At 64.1% G+C, this 17,038-nt stretch carries 17 protein-coding genes; 6 read left to right on the forward strand and 11 right to left on the reverse strand.

What is annotated here, in order from left to right; translation table 11 throughout:
- Nucleotides 1–2: 2 nt before the first annotated feature.
- The 4 genes from J7392_RS20930 to J7392_RS20945 all read right to left on the reverse strand — a co-directional run bounded on the left by J7392_RS20930 (nucleotide 3) and on the right by J7392_RS20945 (nucleotide 2,958).
- Nucleotides 3–305 (reverse strand): urease subunit gamma, encoded by a 303-nt coding sequence (locus tag J7392_RS20930; RefSeq protein WP_209219257.1) that lies wholly within the window; start codon nucleotides 303–305, stop codon nucleotides 3–5.
- A gap of 1 nt (nucleotide 306) precedes the next feature.
- Nucleotides 307–1,104 (reverse strand): urease accessory protein UreD, encoded by a 798-nt coding sequence (locus J7392_RS20935; RefSeq protein WP_348540720.1) that lies wholly within the window; start codon nucleotides 1,102–1,104, stop codon nucleotides 307–309.
- Nucleotides 1,105–1,354: 250 nt separating this feature from the next.
- Nucleotides 1,355–2,335, reverse strand: coding sequence for a zinc-binding dehydrogenase (locus J7392_RS20940; RefSeq protein WP_209219258.1), 981 nt, complete (start codon nucleotides 2,333–2,335; stop codon nucleotides 1,355–1,357).
- 11 nt (nucleotides 2,336–2,346) lie between these two features.
- Nucleotides 2,347–2,958 (reverse strand): TetR/AcrR family transcriptional regulator, encoded by a 612-nt coding sequence (locus tag J7392_RS20945; RefSeq protein ID WP_209219259.1) that lies wholly within the window; start codon nucleotides 2,956–2,958, stop codon nucleotides 2,347–2,349.
- A 177-nt stretch (nucleotides 2,959–3,135) separates the two neighbouring features.
- On the opposite strand from J7392_RS20945, the gene J7392_RS20950 reads away from it, so the two are divergent.
- Nucleotides 3,136–3,882 (forward strand): SDR family oxidoreductase, encoded by a 747-nt coding sequence (locus J7392_RS20950; RefSeq protein WP_209219260.1) that lies wholly within the window; start codon nucleotides 3,136–3,138, stop codon nucleotides 3,880–3,882.
- A 4-nt stretch (nucleotides 3,883–3,886) separates the two neighbouring features.
- On the opposite strand, the gene J7392_RS20955 is transcribed toward J7392_RS20950, so the two are convergent.
- The 4 genes from J7392_RS20955 to J7392_RS20970 all read right to left on the reverse strand — a co-directional run bounded on the left by J7392_RS20955 (nucleotide 3,887) and on the right by J7392_RS20970 (nucleotide 10,054).
- Complete coding sequence (locus tag J7392_RS20955) at nucleotides 3,887–5,335, reverse strand: FAD-binding oxidoreductase (RefSeq protein WP_209219261.1); 1,449 nt, start codon at nucleotides 5,333–5,335, stop codon at nucleotides 3,887–3,889.
- A 12-nt stretch (nucleotides 5,336–5,347) separates the two neighbouring features.
- On the reverse strand, nucleotides 5,348–7,054 hold the full coding sequence (locus J7392_RS20960; RefSeq protein ID WP_209219262.1) for a thiamine pyrophosphate-binding protein: 1,707 nt from the start codon (nucleotides 7,052–7,054) through the stop codon (nucleotides 5,348–5,350).
- Nucleotides 7,055–7,085: 31 nt separating this feature from the next.
- Nucleotides 7,086–8,960: a TRAP transporter permease gene (locus J7392_RS20965; RefSeq protein ID WP_209219263.1), complete on the reverse strand. Its 1,875-nt coding sequence runs from the start codon at nucleotides 8,958–8,960 to the stop codon at nucleotides 7,086–7,088.
- Between the two features lie 134 nt (nucleotides 8,961–9,094).
- Complete coding sequence (locus tag J7392_RS20970) at nucleotides 9,095–10,054, reverse strand: TAXI family TRAP transporter solute-binding subunit (protein WP_209219264.1); 960 nt, start codon at nucleotides 10,052–10,054, stop codon at nucleotides 9,095–9,097.
- 253 nt (nucleotides 10,055–10,307) lie between these two features.
- On the opposite strand from J7392_RS20970, the gene J7392_RS20975 reads away from it, so the two are divergent.
- The 5 genes from J7392_RS20975 to J7392_RS20995 are packed head-to-tail and all read left to right on the forward strand — an operon-like array spanning nucleotide 10,308 to nucleotide 13,593.
- Entirely contained in the window at nucleotides 10,308–11,063 is a 756-nt protein-coding gene (locus J7392_RS20975) for an FCD domain-containing protein (RefSeq protein ID WP_209219265.1), read from the forward strand.
- Entirely contained in the window at nucleotides 11,060–11,845 is a 786-nt protein-coding gene (locus J7392_RS20980) for an adenine nucleotide alpha hydrolase (protein WP_209219266.1), read from the forward strand. The genes J7392_RS20975 and J7392_RS20980 overlap by 4 nt, the downstream gene beginning before the upstream one ends.
- Nucleotides 11,832–12,533, forward strand: coding sequence for a nickel pincer cofactor biosynthesis protein LarB (gene larB, locus J7392_RS20985; RefSeq protein ID WP_209219267.1), 702 nt, complete (start codon nucleotides 11,832–11,834; stop codon nucleotides 12,531–12,533). The genes J7392_RS20980 and larB overlap by 14 nt, the downstream gene beginning before the upstream one ends.
- Nucleotides 12,534–12,536: 3 nt before the next feature.
- Entirely contained in the window at nucleotides 12,537–13,253 is a 717-nt protein-coding gene (locus tag J7392_RS20990) for a FadR/GntR family transcriptional regulator (RefSeq protein ID WP_209219268.1), read from the forward strand.
- 25 nt (nucleotides 13,254–13,278) lie between these two features.
- The gene (locus J7392_RS20995; RefSeq protein ID WP_209219269.1) at nucleotides 13,279–13,593 is read left to right on the forward strand and encodes an NIPSNAP family protein; all 315 of its coding nucleotides are present in this window, start codon (nucleotides 13,279–13,281) and stop codon (nucleotides 13,591–13,593) included.
- Nucleotides 13,594–13,632: 39 nt separating this feature from the next.
- Here J7392_RS20995 and J7392_RS21000 read toward each other — a convergent pair whose 3' ends face one another.
- From J7392_RS21000 to J7392_RS21010, 3 genes are read right to left on the reverse strand one after another with little or no spacing between them, the layout of a single operon-like run.
- Nucleotides 13,633–14,595: a 2-hydroxyacid dehydrogenase gene (locus J7392_RS21000; protein ID WP_209219270.1), complete on the reverse strand. Its 963-nt coding sequence runs from the start codon at nucleotides 14,593–14,595 to the stop codon at nucleotides 13,633–13,635.
- The gene (locus tag J7392_RS21005) at nucleotides 14,592–16,133 is read right to left on the reverse strand and encodes an aldehyde dehydrogenase (NADP(+)) (RefSeq protein WP_209219271.1); all 1,542 of its coding nucleotides are present in this window, start codon (nucleotides 16,131–16,133) and stop codon (nucleotides 14,592–14,594) included. The genes J7392_RS21000 and J7392_RS21005 overlap by 4 nt, the downstream gene beginning before the upstream one ends.
- A 2-nt stretch (nucleotides 16,134–16,135) precedes the next feature.
- Complete coding sequence (locus J7392_RS21010) at nucleotides 16,136–16,936, reverse strand: aldolase/citrate lyase family protein (protein WP_209219272.1); 801 nt, start codon at nucleotides 16,934–16,936, stop codon at nucleotides 16,136–16,138.
- Nucleotides 16,937–17,038: the final 102 nt, after the last annotated feature.

Consider the following 17,038-nt stretch of genomic DNA (forward strand, 5'->3'; position numbering starts at 1 on the left):
TCCTATCTGATGGGGTTGTGCACGGTGACCAATTTGGTCCCGTCGGGGAAAGTGGCTTCGACCTGCACCTCGGGGATCATCTCGGCCACCCCTTCCATACAGTCGTCGCGGGTGATGACATGGGCACCGGCCTGCATCATATCGGCCACGCTGCGGCTATCCCGCGCGCCTTCGACCACGGTGTCGGTGATGAGGGCGATGGCCTCGGGGTGGTTCAGCTTGACCCCCCGCGCAAGGCGCTTGCGGGCGACCTCGGCAGCCATGGAGATCAGCAGTTTGTCTTTTTCTCGCGGGGTCAGTTGCACGTCAGGTCATCCATGATCGGGGAAGGGTGTCACCGCTCAACGTGCCCAAGATCGGGACGAGCGATTGGCGAAGGTCGAAACTATCTGCGGCGAGGATCCGGGCGACCAGCAGTTCAGGGCCGATCAGGCTGGCCCCGGCGCTGTCGGGCAATTGGGCGCGGAGCCGGGGCAGCCGCGCTTCGGCATCGGGGGCCACATAGATAATCGTGGCAAGGGCGCCTGCGCCCGCCGCGATATGAGGGGCCGCCAGATGGGCGGTGACATCGCCGCTGAGTGTCATCGCGTCGTGAAAAAGCGGCTGGCCCGCGCGGTTGATCTCGATCCGGTCGCAGAAATACGCATGACGCAGGGTTTCGCCCATAGCGGCGCGGCCAAAGACAAGCGGTTCGACCAGCAGGAGGGAGGCGTCTTGCGCCAGTTCGAGGGTCAGATGCCGCCGCAGGGCGCATCCGTCGTAGAGAATGGTCTCTTGCGGCAGCCAATGCAGCGTCGCGCCGGAGTCGACGGTAAGGGTGTTGCGCAGCGCTGCCACTTGCCCCGGTTGCGCGCGATAGGCGCGTTCGGCGGCCTGCGTGGTGAGGCTGAGCGCCGCTTGCGCTTCGGCACGGGCCGTCAGGGCAAAACTATCGCCGCCGGTGATGCCGCCTGCGGAATTGATGACGATCGCTTGCAACAGCGCAGGGTCGGGGCGCGGGAAGAGCAGCTTCATCGCGCCCGACTGGCGCAATTCGCCAATTGTCGACCCGCCCCGCGCAGCCTTGGCCGAGACCATCGCAGCACCAATGGCGCGCGGCTGCACCGGGGTCGCTTGGGGGCTGTTTATGCTGCTGTCGATGAGAATGAGGAACGCTCCGCCCGGTAAAGTCTGATGATTTTTTAATCACCATAGAGACGGGGGAGAGTCATCGCCGAGGCGGTTCAGAGCCGCCTGCGCGGCGGGTTTGCCTGAAAAATGGGCAGCAAATCGCGGGGCTGTCCTAAACTTGGGCATTCCGCGCATGGGGCGGCGGCCCCGGGGAGGGAGGGCCGCCGCTGTCGTCAAATCCCGATCACGGGCGCAGCATGACCTTGCCGCCACGGCCCGTGGTCAGCGCGGCTTTCATCGCCTCGGTCACCTCGGCCAGCGGGTAGATGCCGCCGGTGTCGAGGGGCAGTTGGCCCTTCGCGGCCAGTTGCACCAATTCGCCAATCAGGCGGCCCCGCGTCTCTGCCGCCATCTCGCCGCTGACGCGCGAACCCCAGAAGCCTTTGACGGTGATGTGCTTCATGATCAATTCGCCCGAAGACATGGAGAGCGGCTGGCCCGTCGCCGTGCCGAAGACGATCAACTCACCGTCCTTGCCCAGCAGTTCGACCAGTTGACCGCCCAATTCGCCACCGACGGAATCGATGGCCGAGACCGCGCCCTCTTTGCCGAACAACTCACGCGCTTTGCTCTGCCAATCCGCATCTTCGGTGGAGAGGACATGTTCCGCGCCGGTGTCGCGCATCTCTTCGGCGGCGCCTTCGCGGCGGACGAGGTTCAGCAATTTGACACCGCGCGCCTTGGCCAGACCGACCATGATTTTGCCGACCGCGCCATTGGCGGCGGTTTGGATCAGCCAATCGCCTTCGCCGACCTTCAGGGTCTCCAGCAGGGACAGGGCGCTGAACGGCATGGCGATCAACTGCGCACCGGCTTCGTTCGAGATCGCCTCGGGCAGGGGCAGCAGGCCGGCCGCGGGGGCGGTGAAATACTCAGCCCATGCGCCGTGGAACCCGGCCGCGGTGACGCGCTTGCCGATCAGCGCTTCGTCAACGCCTTCGCCCACGGCCTCGACAATACCAAGCGCTTCGGAGCCGCCGATGGCACCGGGCAGGTCGGGCTTGTAGCCATAGTTGCCGCGCACGGTCCAAAGGTCGTGGTTGTGGATGGGCGAGAGCACCATGCGCAGCAGCGCTTCGCCAGCGGCGGGCGCGGGCTTGTCGGTTTCGCGGGTGGTCAGAACCTCGGCGGGCTCGCCGAATGTGTCGTGGATGGCAGCGAACATGTTGTTTCCTTTCAGGTTGGGAATTGGCCCCCAGTGGGGGAGAGTTGGGCAGAGGTTTCAGCGCGCGCCATGCGCAGGGGCGCATCGCTGCGCGCCAGTTTGGCCAGCACCGCAGCGCCGAGCCATTTCGCATAGAGCATGCGGGCTGTGGTCTCGGGGTCTTCAAGCACACGAACGGTCCCATCCTCTGCGCCTTGGCGCAGCAATTGGGCAATTCGGGCGACCAAAGCATCGACACCCTGATCGAGCGTTTCGCGCATCGTTTCCGACAGGTCGGCAACTTCGGATCCGAGTTTCACCACCAAACAGGCGCTGGCGATCCCCGGGGCGCTGGATTGGCTGAGCCATGCATCCCAGAAACTGTCGAGCTTGTCGCCCGCCGTTCCCGGGGCCGCGATCAGCGCATCGACGCGGTCGAGATAGGCCTCGACGTAATCGGCCAGCATCGCGGTGCCAAAAGCCTCTTTCGACGCGAAGTAATAGTAGAAAGAGCCCTTGGGCACGCCGCTTTCGCTCAGAATGCGCGACAGGCCAACGCCAGAGAACCCGTGCCGCAGCACGAGGCTGCGCCCTATGTCCAAGATGCGTTGCCGCGTCTGATCTGATTTCTTTGCCTCTGTCATACCCGGGCATCTAAGGAATAATAGACCGGTCGTCTAGTGCGTTCGCGCGAATGTGAGACAGCCAAGTTGAACGAGGCGCCAAACCAGAAAATAGCGAAAAAACCTATTCTTGCGCAATCATATATATTAGATTCCACACAACGGCCCGGAGGGCGATGACAGGGATGGAATGAGAAGATGGATCAAAAGATTGCTCTGATAACAGGAGCCGGAAGCGGGGTGGGCCTTGCCTGTGCGCAGCGTTTGGCGAAGGACGGTTTCACCCTCGTGCTGACGGGGCGGCAGCAGGATAAGATCGACGCAGCCTGCGCGACCCTCGACGGGCAGGGGCATATCGCCGTGGCGGCAGATGTGGGCGTCGAGGCGGAGGTCGACGCGCTTTTCGAGCGGGTGGAGACGACCTTTGGGCGGCTGGATCTGCTGTTCAACAATGCCGGGCGCAATGGCTCGGCAGTTGAGGTGGACGCTCTCAGCGTGGCGGAGTGGAACGACATCGTCGCGACCAATCTGACCGGGTCATTCCTCTGCGCCCGCGCGGCTTTTGCCCTGATGAAACGGCAGAGCCCCAAGGGCGGGCGGATCATCAACAACGGCTCGATCAGCGCCCATGTGCCGCGCCCGCTCTCGGTGCCCTATACGGCGACGAAACATGCGATCACCGGGTTGACCCGCGCGCTGTCGCTCGACGGGCGGGCGCATGACATCGCCTGCGGGCAGATCGACATCGGCAATGCGGCGAGCGAGATGACCGAGCGGATGAAGGAGGGCATTCTGCAACCAAACGGCAGCCGCATGTCCGAGCCGCGCATGGATGTGAACGATGTGGCCGAAACGCTGTCTTACATGGCGAAGCTGTCGCTCGACTCCAACGCCATGTTCGTCACCGTGATGGCCACCAAGATGCCCTTCGCGGGGCGCGGCTAAGCGGTCAAAGCACCTTGCCCGGGTTCATCAAATGGCCCGGGTCGAGGGTGGCCTTGATCTGCGCCATCAACTCCAGCGCGATCGGGTCTTTATACCGGCGCAGCTCGGCGCGTTTGAAGGTGCCGATGCCATGTTCCGCCGAGAAAGAGCCGCCCATCTGGTGCACGATATCATGCACGAACCGGTTGAAGGCCCCGTATTCGGCAAGGAACGCCGCATCCGCCATATCCACCGGGCGCGACAGGTTGAAATGCAGGTTGCCGTCGCCGAAATGGCCAAAGGGGCAGGGCCGCAGCCCGGGCATGTGATCCATACAGGCTTGGGTCGCCTCACGGATGAAATCCGCCACGCGCGACACCGGGACCGAAACGTCATGTTTGATCGACGCGCCTTCGGGTTTCTGCGCCTCTGACAGGTTCTCTCGCAGCGCCCAAAGCGCGTCTTTCTGCGCCTCCGAGGCGCCGATCACGGCGTCGATGATCTCCTCCGCCTCGAAAGCCGCTTCCAATGCGGTTTCCAGCCGGGCGTCGAGGTCTGTCTGCGCGCCATTGCCGGTGAGTTCGATCAGGCAATAGGCGGGATGCACCTCGGCCATCGGATCGCTACAGCCGGGCGCGTGGTCGATCACCATTTGCAAGCCCAGCCGGTCGATATACTCGAATGTCGAAAGCGTGTCGGCGGTCTGGCCGCGCATCCGCGCATAGAGCGCGAGCGCCGGATCGGGGCCGGTGCAGGCCACCAGCGCGGTGGCGCGGGCGGTGGGTTTGGGAAAGAGCTTGATCACCGCCGCCGTGATGATGCCAAGCGTGCCTTCGGCGCCGATAAAGAGGTGTTTGAGGTCAAAGCCGGTGTTGTTTTTCCGCAGGCCGTTCAGGTCATTCAGCACCCGGCCATCGGGCAGGACCGCTTCGATCCCCAGCACGAGGTCGCGGGTATTGCCATAGCGCAGCACCGCCGTCCCGCCCGCGTTGGTCGAAAGGTTGCCGCCGATCTGGCATGACCCTTCGGAGGCAAGCGAGAGCGGAAAGAGCGCGTCGACCTCATCCGCCGCCGCTTGGATATTGGCAAGGATGCAGCCCGCCTCGACCGTCATCGTGGCATTGGTCGGATCGACCGCGCGGATACGGTTCAGCCGGTCGGTCGTGAGGATAATGCCGCCATCGGGCACGCCGCCGCCTGCAAGACCGGTGTTGCCGCCTTGCGGTGTGACCGGCACTTCGGCTGCGTGGCACAGACGCATGCAGGCGGCGACCTCTTCGGTTGAGCCAGGGCGGATCAGCGCCAGCGCCGTGCCGCGCCGCAGCCCGCGGTCTTCGATCAGACGCGCGTCGAAATCCTTGGCGTCGGTCACCACATGGGCAGGGCCGATGGCATCGCGCAGCGCGTCGAGCAAGGCGGCGTGGTCTTGCGCGTTCGTATTATCTGCGCGGCGCGGCGCGGTCAGGGTCGTCATCTGGGTCATCCTTCAGCGCTGGTCGGCGCCGACTTTTTTCTGGGCCGCGGCGCGCAGCTTGCTGATCGTGGTGCGGGTCGAGATCTGCTCGGGGTCGGTCACCAGTTCGATCAGCGCCGGACGGCCACTCTCGCGGGCGCGGGTGAAGGCGGCGGCGAAATCCTCGGTCTTGGTCACCCGTTCGGCATGGGCGCCCAGACCTTCGGCCATCTTTACGAAGTCTTGGTTCTGCAAGGTGGTGCCCGAGATGCGTTCGGGGTGGTCGCGTTCCTGATGCATGCGGATGGTGCCGTAGATGCCGTTGTTGAACAGCAGCACGATGGGCCGCCCGCCATATTGCGCGGCGGTGGCCAACTCATTGCCGCTCATCATAAAGCCGCCATCACCGACAAAGGACAGCGTCAGACGCTCCGGCTCGGCAATCGAGGCCGCGACGGCGGCGGGCACGGAATAGCCCATTGCACCACAGGTCGACCCGACAATCCGCCCGGGACGGCCAAAACGCAGGAAACGTTGCGCCCAGCCGGTGTGGTTGCCCGCGTCGAGCGTGACCACCACATCGTCGGGCAGCTCATCGCGCAGCTGCGCAAGTGCGACACCCATGTCGAGATCCCAGTCGCCGCCATTGGGCGCTTCGGTGTCGGTGAGGTAATCGGCGTGGAGTTTCTCGCACCAACCGCCCCATGTCTCAGCGCGGCCCAGATCGACACCATCCAATGCGGCAGCGACAGAAACGGGTGCTGCAGCGATGCCCAGATCCGGCGAATAGACGCGCCCGATCTCATCCGCGTCGGGATAAAGATGCACCAGACGGGTGTCTGGGTTGGGCGATTGCATGCTGGTGTAGGTCTTGGTCGTCATCTCCCCCAAACGCGCGCCGATCACCACGAGCAGATCCGCATCGCGTTGATGCGTATAGAGGCTGGGCGCGGTAGAGGTGCCGAAATCGCCTGCATAGACGGGCGAGAGGTTATTGACGATGTCTTGCCGCCGGAAAGAGGTGGTGACGGGGATCTTGTTGGCTTCGGCAAAGCGGGTGATGGCCGCCGCACTCTCATCCGACCAGCCAGAGCCGCCGAGCAGCAGCAGGGGCCGTTCGGCCTGCGCGATCTCGGTCTTGAGCATGTCGAGATTGTCAGGCGACAGCCCTGCATGGGTCGCCGTATAGGGCCGCGCGTCGGCGACGGAAACCACCTCGGTCAGCATGTCCTCGGGCAGGGAGATCACCACCGGGCCGGGGCGGCCCGAGGTCGCCACACGGAAGGCGCGGGCCATATATTCCGGCACCCGCGCCGGGTCGTCGATCTGAGTGGCCCATTTGGCGATGGGGCCGAACATGGCGCGGTAGTCGACTTCTTGAAACGCTTCGCGGTCGGTCGTGTCGCGGGCGATCTGCCCCACCAGGAGGATCATCGGCGTGCTGTCTTGTTGCGCGATATGCACGCCGATGGCCGCGTGGCAGGCGCCGGGGCCACGGGTGACCATGCAGATGCCGGGGGTGCCGGTCAGCTTGCCATAGGTCTCGGCCATATTGGCGGCCCCGGCTTCGTGCCGCGCGTTGATGAGGGTGAAGCGGTCCTGCACGTCATGCAGCGCATCCAGCACCTCAAGGTAGCTTTCGCCGGGCACGCAATAGGCGGTGTCGGCACCGTGGATCAGCAGTTGATCCACAAGGACCTGTCCGCCGGTCCGCGCCTTAAGGGAAGTTTTTTGCAGCATGGAGAAGGCTCCGTTTCGTTCGTTCTAAGATTTAAGTATGTGTGGCCGCTTGGCTTTTCGGGTTGGGGTTCCTGGCCTTTTGGAAGGCCAGGATAACGCCCGCGATGACCAACCCCGAGGCGGTGAGCCGCAGATCGGGGTAGATCAGCAGCAGCGACGCCCCGAACAGCACCACCGACAGCACATTGGACAGTCTGCCGAAGTAGTAGCGCTGCAAGGCGGCGGCCAGCAGGATGACGCCAATGGTGGCCTGCAACAGGACCAACGTGATCTGGGTGACCGAACCCTGCATCAGGATCGCCGGTTCATAGACGAACATGAAGGGCACGATAAAGCCGGTGGCACCGAGTTTCACCGCAGCCCAACTCGCCTCGACGATCTTGGCGTGCGACAGGGTGTTGGCCGCATAGACCGCCATGGCGACGGGGGGGGTGATGGCAGACAGGATAGCGAAGTAGAACACAAAGAGATGCGCCGCTTCGACCTGTACGCCCAGTTTCACCAGTGCCGGAACCAGCAAGGCGACCTGCACGATATAGGCAGGTGTTGTCGGCATCCCCATACCAAGGATGATGCCCGCGATCATCGACAGGAACAGCGCGATGACCAGCGTGTCTTGGGCCGCTTCGATCACAAAGTTCGAGAAGGTCAGGCCAAGGCCGGTGATGTCGATCACGCCGACCACGATGCCCGCACAGGCACAGGCCGCGGCAATCGCCAGCACGTTGCGCGCGCCGCCCTCAAGCGCTTCGAGGATGTTGTCGACGGTGACGTAATGCCGTGTCGTCTTGCGCAGCGCCGCCACGGGCACGACCGAGACGATACCGCAAAGCGCCGCATAGGGGGCCGAATAGCCCAGCATCAGCACGCCCACGATGATCGCCAGCGGCAGGAACAGGTGGCCGCGTTCAAGCAGCACGGTTTTCAGCGGCACTTGATCCTCTTTCGGGACCGACCCGATGCCCTTGCGCTTGGCCTCGAAGTGGACCGCAGCGAAGAGGGCCACATAGAACAGGATCGCGGGCGCCAGCGCGTATTTCGCAACCGTGAGGTATCCGACGCCGAGGTATTCGGCCATGACAAAGGCCGCAGCCCCCATGACGGGCGGCATGATCTGCCCCCCGGTCGAGGCCACGGCTTCGACTGCGCCGGAGAAGGCGGGTTTAAACCCCATGCGTTTCATCAGCGGGATAGAGAAGGTGCCGGTCGTCATCACATTGGCCACGGCAGAGCCGGACACCGACCCGAAGAGGCCCGAGGTCACACAGGCCACCTTGGCCGGACCGCCGACCTGACGCCCGGTAAGCGCCACCGCGAAATCCATGAAGAGCTGGCCCACGCCCATCCGCTCGACCAAGGAACCGAAGAGGATGAAAAGCACCATATAGGTTGCGGAAACCGCGATCGGGATGCCGAAGATGCCTTCGGGCGTCATGAACAACTGCTCAAGGATCACCGAGGGCAGGGTCGAGGTGAAGGCGAGGCCGTAGCCGAGAAACAGCAGCGCCGTGATCGGCAGCATCGGCCCCAGCATCCGGCGCGTGGCCTCAAGCAACAGGACGACCAGCGTGATCCCCACCACGATGTCCATCGGCATCAGCGGATCGACGTAGAGAAAGCGCTGCGTGATGTAGTTGAGGTTAAAGGATGGATAGAGCGCCGCGCCCAAGGCGACCAGCCCAAGCACCACGTCATACCAGCGCGGCACATCATTGCGCAGCCCCTTGCGATTGACGGTCAGGAAGATCAGCAAAAGCGCCAGAGCGACGTGCACGCCGCGCATGATATAGGGGTTGGGCGGGCCGACGAAGGCGACGTAGAGATGCCACACAGCCATACCGACCAGGATCAGCCTTGCTATGCGGGTAATCAGGGGCATCTTGTCCAGAAAGATCGACAGTTGCATGGGGGTTCTCGCGTCTAGAGTGGAAGGCGGCCCTTGGGCGGCGGCGCATGCGATGCGCGGGCGGCAGGGCCTATGGGGATGTGGGTCGGGCGGAGCGCTTGGCCCCGGCCGACCCGTTTCTCGTCAGGGGGGAATTACATCCCCGAGACGCCACGCTCTGCGTAGAACTCTTTCGCGGCGGGGTGGAAGGGCACGCCGATGTCGGTGGCCATTTCCTCGACCGTCAGGTTCGCCATGGATTTGCTGATCGCGGCGAAGCTGTCGTTGTTGTCGGCAATCGCGGCGAGCACGGATTTGACGATCTCACCGTCATAGTCGCAGGGCGCGACCATATGGGTGTCGTAGCTGATCGCATGCACGGTCTCATCGAAACCGGGGTAGGCGCCTGCCTTGACTTCGCGACGCTGGAAGGCGGCGTTCTTGTCTTTGAAGTATTGGAAGGTCTCTTCATCCACGTCGATCAGGCGGATCTTGCGGGAGGAGGCCAGATCCATGACCGAACCTGTTGGCAGCGACGACCCGAGCGTGAAGAAATCGGCCTGACCGTCTTTCATCTGCGATGCAGAGTCGGAATAGGAAGTGTTGGCGACGCTGTCGAGGTCATCAAAGGTCATGTCGGCGGTCGACAAAAGCTCACGCGTCAGGAATTCGCCGGTGTTGCCAAGCTGTTGCGTGGTCAGCCGTTTGCCCTTCATGTCGGCGATGGTCTTGATGCCCGAATCCTCAAGCGCGACGACCTGGAAGTACTGCGGATAAAGAATGCCAAGGTTGCAGACATTGGTCGTCGCCTTGCGGAACGGCTCTTTGCCCGACAGGCTATCCACGGTCGAGATCGAGTTGGCGAAGGCGATGCCAAAGCGGCCCGCGTCTACACCAACCACATTCGACACACCCGCACCCGGCGTGACGGTGATGTCCATATCGGGGTTCTCACGCTCCACAATCGCCTTGATCGCGCCGCCCACGGGATACCACGACCCGCCCTGCTGGCCGGTCGCCATGACAAAGCTCTGCGCATGGGCGGCGGCGCCTGCGACGGCGAAAAGGATGGTGGCCGCTGTGGTGCGGCGGATCGATTTGAAGAACGGTGACATAGAAACTCCTCCCGAGTTTTGACTGTGTGTCGGCAGCTACTGGATGGGTTCCGGGCTCCCCCCTGACATCCTCTTGCCGTGATCCGCAGACTGCGGGGGAATCTCTAGCCTGTCAATTAAAAATACAAATTTACGGGGATTTCATCTTACTTGTAATGTTGTATTCTGCTTGTAATGCTGGGAATGACCCTACCTTCTGATTATTGACAGCTTGTCATACAGGTGGTCCAATCGGCGAAAGGAAGTTGTTATTATGGCTGCAAATCTTCAGGCGACCGTGCCCCTCGTCGATGGTGCCACGCTTAGCGATCAGGTGACCGAGGTGCTGCGTCACAACGTGGTGAACGGTGTGTGGAACGTGGGCGATGTGCTTCCCTCCGAAACCACATTGGCCAGCGATTTCGACGTGAGCCGCACGGTGATCCGCGAGGCGGTGTCGCGCCTTAAGGCCGAAGGCATGTTGTCGAGCCGTCAGGGCCGGGGGGCCTTTGTCGCCAGCGACCGGCCCCGTCAGGGCTTTGCTATCCCTGAACGTGACATGGAAAGCCAGCGCAAGCTCGAACAGATCCTAGAGCTGCGCATGGGGCTTGAGATCGAAGCCGCTGCCATCGCCGCCGCCCGCGCCACCCCCGAGGCCCGCGCGGAGATCGAGCGTGCCGCCGCCGCCTATGACCAAAGCAACAAGATCGGCGGCCCGGCGGTGGCGGCAGGGGTCACTGCCGACCTCGATTTTCACCGCGCGGTGTGCGAGGCGACGGGGAACAGCTATTACCTTAGCCTGTTCAACTACCTTGTCGCCAGCTTGCGCGAGACCATGTTGGCCGGGCGGCTGCAAGCGCTGAAACGCGGCGGCGAAAGCCGCGACGCGATTCAAGAGCATTACGACATCGCCGCCTCTATCGCCGAGGGTGACGCGGAACGCGCCCGCCAGCGGATGCGCGACCACCTCCAGATGTCGAGCGGGCGGCTTTTGGCACAGCTCAAGACCGAGGACGGGCTGGCAGAGTGACCATTCCTGCCGCCCTCCATGCCGCCCTCGCGCGTGCCCCCTCACTGACCATCGCGCTCAGCGGGGGGATCGACAGCCTGACGCTCTCGGCCGCCGCGGCCAAGGTGCGCGGGGTGGCGGGCGTGACGCTTTGCCATGCGGTCTCACCCGCCGTTCCGGCGGCGGCGACCGCGCGGGTGAAGGATTTCGCCACCACTTGGGACCTGCCGCTGAAGCTGGTCGACGCGGGGGAGTTCGCCGATCCCGCCTATCGCGCCAACCCGGTCAATCGCTGTTATTTCTGCAAGTCGAACCTCTATGGCACCTTGGCGCGCATGGGGCCGCTGGTGGCGGCGGGCACCAATACCGATGATCTGTCGGACTACCGCCCTGGCCTGCAAGCGGCTGCGGAGCACGGCGTGCTGCACCCTTTCGTCGAGGCGCAGATGTCCAAGTCGGATGTGCGCACCTTGGCCCGCGCGCTCGGGCTGGGGGATCTGGCGGAACTGCCCGCCGCCCCCTGTTTGGCCAGCCGGATCGAGACCGGTCTGCGGGTGGAGCCTGCGGATTTGGCGGTGATCGACCGGGTGGAAACCGTGCTGCGTGCAGAGTTGGGCAATATCACCCTGCGCTGCCGTCTGCTGCGTGGGGGCTGGGTGGTGGAGCTTGATCCGTCTGTTTACGAAGACCTCTCCGCCCAGAAACGCGCAGCGATATTGATGCAGGTTCGGCAGGCCACGGATGACGGGTGTGCGGTCGATCTGCGGGCCTATTCAAGAGGAAGTGCATTTGTCCATCACTAAGACCGGCCCCGACGGGCATCCAGACGTGACCTTTGACCGGGGCCGCGGGGGGCGTATCGGCATCGAAGAGGCCGTGCTTTGCGAGCATAAATCCGTGGCGCAGATCGCCGCCATCATCGGAGACGCGGCAGCAGAGGAACGGCGGCTGTTGCTGACCCGGCTGACGGCAGAGCAGTTTGCCGCCCTGCCCGCCGACGCGGCGCAACAGGTCGATTACTGCACCGCCTCGCGCACCGCCATTTTGGGAGAGATCGGGCCCTTGGCCAGCACGCCGCGCATCGCCCTCGTCAGTGCGGGCACCTCTGATTACGCCCCCATGGCCGAAGCGCGGCGCACGCTGGCCTATGGCGGAATGGCGGCGACCGAGGTTTCGGACGTGGGCGTCGCCGGGCTGTGGCGTCTGCTCGCGCGGGAAGAGTTGCTGCGCGAGATGGATGTGGTGATCGTCTTTGCCGGGATGGACGCGGCGCTGCCCTCGGTCGTGGCCGGGCTGGTGCCGGGGGTGGTCATTGGTGTGCCGACCTCCGTGGGCTATGGTGTCGCCCGCGGCGGGAGGGTCGCGCTTGATTCGATACTCGCCAGCTGCGCGCCGGGGGTGACGGTGGTGAACATCGACAACGGCTATGGGGCTGCAACATCAGCGTTGCGGTTGGCCAATATGATGCGCCGCGCCGCGGCGGGAGGGTAGCCGGTGACAGCACCGAAACTGAAGATCAAGAAACGCCAGACATTGGCCGACCAGCTCTACGGGCAGGTCCTTGAGCAGATCGTGTCGAACAAGTTGGTGCAGGGGGAAAAGTTGCCGTCGGAGAACCAGATCGCCACCGCCTTTGGCGTGTCGCGGCCCGTGGTGCGTGAGGCGCTGCGCAAGCTGCAAGAGGACGGTCTGGTCGAGGCGCGGCGCGGCGTGGGCACTTTCGTGCGGCGGCGGCCTTCGGAAAAGCTGATCGAATATGCCACGGCGGGTTCCGTCGCCGGGCTGATGCGCGCGATGGAGGCGCGGATCACGATCGAAAAGGCCACCGCCCGCATGGCCGCGCAGCGTGCCAGCCCCAAGGATATCGCCCGGATCGAGGCAGCCTTACAGACGCTGGAGGCATCGATGCAGGCGCGCGACCCGTCCTTTGACGCCGATTACCAATTCCACCGCGCCATCGCGGCGGCTTCGGGCAATGAGGTCTTCGTGCAGATGCTCGACTGCGCCCGCGGTTCGATCGAACAGGGGATCGACGTGGCGCAAAAGTTGACGCGCCAAGGCTCCCAGGCGCGGATCGACGTGGTGATCAGCGAACATCGCGAAATTCTCGAAGCGATCCGCGCGGGCGACAGCGAAGTCGCAGGCGTGTCGATGGCCTATCACCTTTTGCAGGCGCGGGCCCGGATCACCGACCACGCCGGTATCGCATGACCCAAGCAAGCAGAAAGACCACCCCATGATCTACGACCACCGCACCTATTGCTGCCGCCCCGGCACGATCAAGAAACACCTCGCGCTCTATGCCGAATTCGGCTTCCCGGCGCAGCGACGCATCCTGGGCGAGCCGGTGATCTATGCGCAGGTCGAGACGGGGGACGTGAATTCCTTCGTGCATATCTGGGCCTATAAGGACGCCGCCGACCGGGCCGCGCGTCGGGCGCAGATGGCGGCGGATCCTGAGTGGCAGGTCTATCTCAAGAAAAGCGCCGAGGCGGGGTATTTGGTGAGCCAGACCAATAAGATCCTGATGCCCGTACCGCTCGATAGGTAAGCAGCGCCCCGGCCTGAAAGGTCAGGCCGGGGGCAGCCTTCAGGTCACGAGGCAGGCCTCGTCGATGCCGCGCCCTTCGTGGAAGGCGCGGATGTTGCCCGCCCAATGGCCGACCATGCGCCTGAGGTTGTCCTCACTATGGCCACCGATATGCGGCAGCGGCAGAACATTATCGAGGCGCAGCAGCGGGTTGTCCGGCTCCACCGGTTCTTGGGTGAAGACATCCAATGCCGCCCCGGCAATGCGCTTGTGGGTCAACGTGTCGATCAGGGCCGCCTCGTCGATCAGCCCGCCGCGCCCGGTGTTCACCAAAAGCGCATCCGATTTCATCCGCGCCAGTTCATCCGCCCCAATGGTGTGGTGTGACGCATCGGTCAGCGGCATGTGCAGGCTGACGATATCGCAGGTCTCAAGGATTTCATCGCGTTCGGCATAGCGCGCGCTGGTGCCTTCGGCTGGCCCCGACCGGCGGTAGTAGAGCACCTCGCAGTCAAAGCCCGTCAGCCGTTTCGCGACGAGCTGCCCGATGGCGCCAAAGCCGATCAGCCCGACCTTCTGACTGCTGAGATCCCGCGCCCCGGGGACGATCTCGGGCACGATCCATTTGCCTGCGCGGGTGTTGTTGTAATGCAGCGGAATGCGGCGCAGCGCGGCGATCATCATGCCGATGGTCAGATCCGCGATGGTGGGCGCGTTGACCCCGGGGCTGCGCGCGACCGGCACACCCATCTCGCGCGCGACATCCAAGGGGATTTTGTCATACCCGGTGCCCCATTGATGCACGAGGCGCACGCTATCGGCCCCCCGCAAGACCTCAGCCGGAAGCCCCCGCCCGCGTGGGACGATATAGGCCGCCCCCTTTACCGCTTCGGCAAAGTCCGCTTCCGAGAAGGAGGCCGCAAAGCGCAGATCAAGCCCTTCGGCATAGCCGCGCACCTTGTCTCGCATGTCCTGCGGCATCGCGTCGAGCACGGCGACGGGGCCGATCAACCCGCCGCTCATGCCGAAGCCCCGCGCAGGTCTTCGGGCAATAGCACCTCGGGCAGGTTCTGGTAGGACACGGGCCGCAGGAAGCGGCGGATCGCCATGGTGCCCACGGAAGTCGCGCCAAAGTTGGTCGACGCGGGGTAGGGGCCGCCATGCACCATGGCATCACAAACCTCGACCCCGGTGGGGAAACCGTTCACCAGCACCCGGCCCGCTTTCCGTTCAAGGATCGGCATCAGCGCCTTGGCGGCGTCGGTGTCGCCCTCGTCCATCTGGAGCGTCGCGGTCAACTGACCCTCGAACCCTTTGGCAAGCGCTTGCATCTCATCGCCCGAGGATACCCGCAGCACCAGACCCAAGGGGCCAAAGACCTCCTCCCCAAGCGCATGGTCTTGCAGGTAGGTATCGGCGTCGGTTTCAAACAGGTTCGGCTGGGCGGCGCGACCTTCGCTGTCGTTGCTGACCAGCGCGCGGACGGCGTTACGTCCGGTGAAACGTTCCTTGCCGTCGCGGTAGGCTTGGGCGATGCCGTCGGTCAGCATGACCTGCGGGCCGACCTGCTCAAGCGCCTCTTTCGCGGCGGCGACGAATGCGTCGCCTTCGGCCCCTTTGGCCACGACCGCGATGCCGGGGTTGGTGCAGAACTGCCCCGCGCCCATGGTCAGCGAGCCGGCCCAGCCCGCGCCGATTTCCGCGCCCCGATTGCGGGCGGCATCGGCCAAAACGAACATCGGGTTCACCGATCCCAACTCGCCAAAGAAGGGGATCGGCTCGGGGCGTTGGGCGCAGAGATCGAACAACGCGCGGCCCCCACCGAGGGAGCCAGTGAAGCCGACGGCTTTGATTAACGGATGCTGCACCAGCGTCTGCCCCACCTCGCGGCTGTTGGCATGGATGAGGGAGAAGACACCGGGGTGGATGTCGCATTTCTGGATCGCCGCGTGGATCGCTTCGGACACGATCTCCCCCGTGCCGGGGTGGGCGGAGTGGCCCTTGACCACGACTGGGCAGCCCGCCGCCAGCGCCGCGGCGGTATCGCCGCCCGCGGTGGAGAAGGCCAGCGGAAAGTTCGATGCGCCAAAGACCGCGACCGGCCCGATGGGGCGCTGGATCATGCGGATATCCGGGCGCGGCATCGGCTGGCGCTCGGGCAGGGCGCCGTCGACGCGGCGGTCGAGATGCGCGCCTTTGCGGATGTGATCGGCAAAAAGGCGCAGCTGCCCGGTTGTCCGCCCCCGCTCGCCCTGAAGGCGGGCTTCGGGCAGGCCGGATTCGCGGGTGCCGATCTCGGTAATGGTCTCGGCCCGGGCCTCCATCTCATCCGCGATGGTATCGAGGAAGGCGGCGCGGGTCTTGCGGCTGGCATAGGCGTAGGACCAAAAGGCCTCCTCCGCCGCTTGGCAGGCACGGTCCACATGGGCCGGGGTGCCGCTTTGGAATTGGTCGCTTTCGCCGGTGGCGGGGGAATTGGCGAAGGTCTCTCCGCCGCCGACCCATTCGCCGGCGATCAGATGCTTGCCGTGGGGGTGAAATCTCTTGCTGTCCGCGGTCATGATCAATCCTTATGGGTTTCCTGTGTCAAAGTGGGGGAGGGCCGCGCCATGGTCTGCACCAGCGCATCCATCTGCCGCGTGAGCAGCCAAGCGTCGCCTGCGATGGCGACGAATTCGATACCCTCACCAAAGTACCGTTGCGCAAGATCGGCGCCATAGCCGAGGATGCCCGCAGGCCGCCCGGCGGCATGGATGGCCGCGACCGCCGCGCGGATCTTCTCTTGGACATCTGGGTGCATCGGGTTGCCGGTATGGCCCATCGCGGAGGAGAGATCTCCCGGCCCGATAAAGATCGCATCGACCCCCGGCACGGCGGCAATGGCGGGGATTTCGGCCACCGCTTCGGGGGTTTCGACCTGTACGATCACGCATTGCGTCTCTGCATAGGTGCTGAGGTAATCGGTTTGCCGCGCGTAATCATTGGCGCGGATCGTGGCCGAGATACCGCGCAGCCCTTCGGGCGGGTAGCGGGTCCATGATACGGCTTGGCGGGCGGCCTCGGCGGTCTGGATCATCGGGAACATCAGGTTGCGCACGCCGATATCCAGCAGCCGTTTGGTCATCGTCTGATCGGAGGATGGCATCCGCACGATCATCTGCGCATCGGGATTGGCACTGCCTGCCGCGCGCAGATGGTCGGGGATTTGGCTCAGGTCGTTGGGGGCATGCTCCATATCCAACAACAGCCAGTCGACCCCGCTGCCCGCCGCGATCTCGGTCACCGTAGGGGAACAGAGCGATAGCCAAAAGCCCGACAGGCGGCTGCCGGGGCGGAGCGTTTGTTTCAGTGGTTTTCCCGACATTTTCGCGGCTCCTCCCTCAAATGGTATCGACAATTGGGGTGATACGGTAATATATCAGTTCGAGCAAGATGTGTTTTCCAACCTTTTTGTGATGATGTTTTA

This window comes from Sulfitobacter sp. R18_1, assembly GCF_017743915.1.
Taxonomy (GTDB): Bacteria; Pseudomonadota; Alphaproteobacteria; order Rhodobacterales; family Rhodobacteraceae; genus Sulfitobacter; species Sulfitobacter faviae.

What these genes read in the sequence shown, in the direction of transcription:
- J7392_RS20970 (WP_209219264.1), bottom strand. Translation starts at nt 10,054, where the DNA reads ATGTCACCGTTCTTCAAATCGATCCGCCGCACCACAGCGGCCACCATC.
- J7392_RS20940 (WP_209219258.1), bottom strand. Translation starts at nt 2,335, where the DNA reads ATGTTCGCTGCCATCCACGACACATTCGGCGAGCCCGCCGAGGTTCTG.
- J7392_RS21010 (WP_209219272.1), bottom strand. Translation starts at nt 16,936, where the DNA reads ATGTCGGGAAAACCACTGAAACAAACGCTCCGCCCCGGCAGCCGCCTG.
- J7392_RS21005 (WP_209219271.1), bottom strand. Translation starts at nt 16,133, where the DNA reads ATGACCGCGGACAGCAAGAGATTTCACCCCCACGGCAAGCATCTGATC.
- J7392_RS20950 (WP_209219260.1), top strand. Translation starts at nt 3,136, where the DNA reads ATGGATCAAAAGATTGCTCTGATAACAGGAGCCGGAAGCGGGGTGGGC.
- J7392_RS20995 (WP_209219269.1), top strand. Translation starts at nt 13,279, where the DNA reads ATGATCTACGACCACCGCACCTATTGCTGCCGCCCCGGCACGATCAAG.
- J7392_RS20965 (WP_209219263.1), bottom strand. Translation starts at nt 8,960, where the DNA reads ATGCAACTGTCGATCTTTCTGGACAAGATGCCCCTGATTACCCGCATA.
- J7392_RS21000 (WP_209219270.1), bottom strand. Translation starts at nt 14,595, where the DNA reads ATGAGCGGCGGGTTGATCGGCCCCGTCGCCGTGCTCGACGCGATGCCG.
- J7392_RS20975 (WP_209219265.1), top strand. Translation starts at nt 10,308, where the DNA reads ATGGCTGCAAATCTTCAGGCGACCGTGCCCCTCGTCGATGGTGCCACG.
- J7392_RS20960 (WP_209219262.1), bottom strand. Translation starts at nt 7,054, where the DNA reads ATGCTGCAAAAAACTTCCCTTAAGGCGCGGACCGGCGGACAGGTCCTT.
- J7392_RS20955 (WP_209219261.1), bottom strand. Translation starts at nt 5,335, where the DNA reads ATGACGACCCTGACCGCGCCGCGCCGCGCAGATAATACGAACGCGCAA.
- J7392_RS20945 (WP_209219259.1), bottom strand. Translation starts at nt 2,958, where the DNA reads ATGACAGAGGCAAAGAAATCAGATCAGACGCGGCAACGCATCTTGGAC.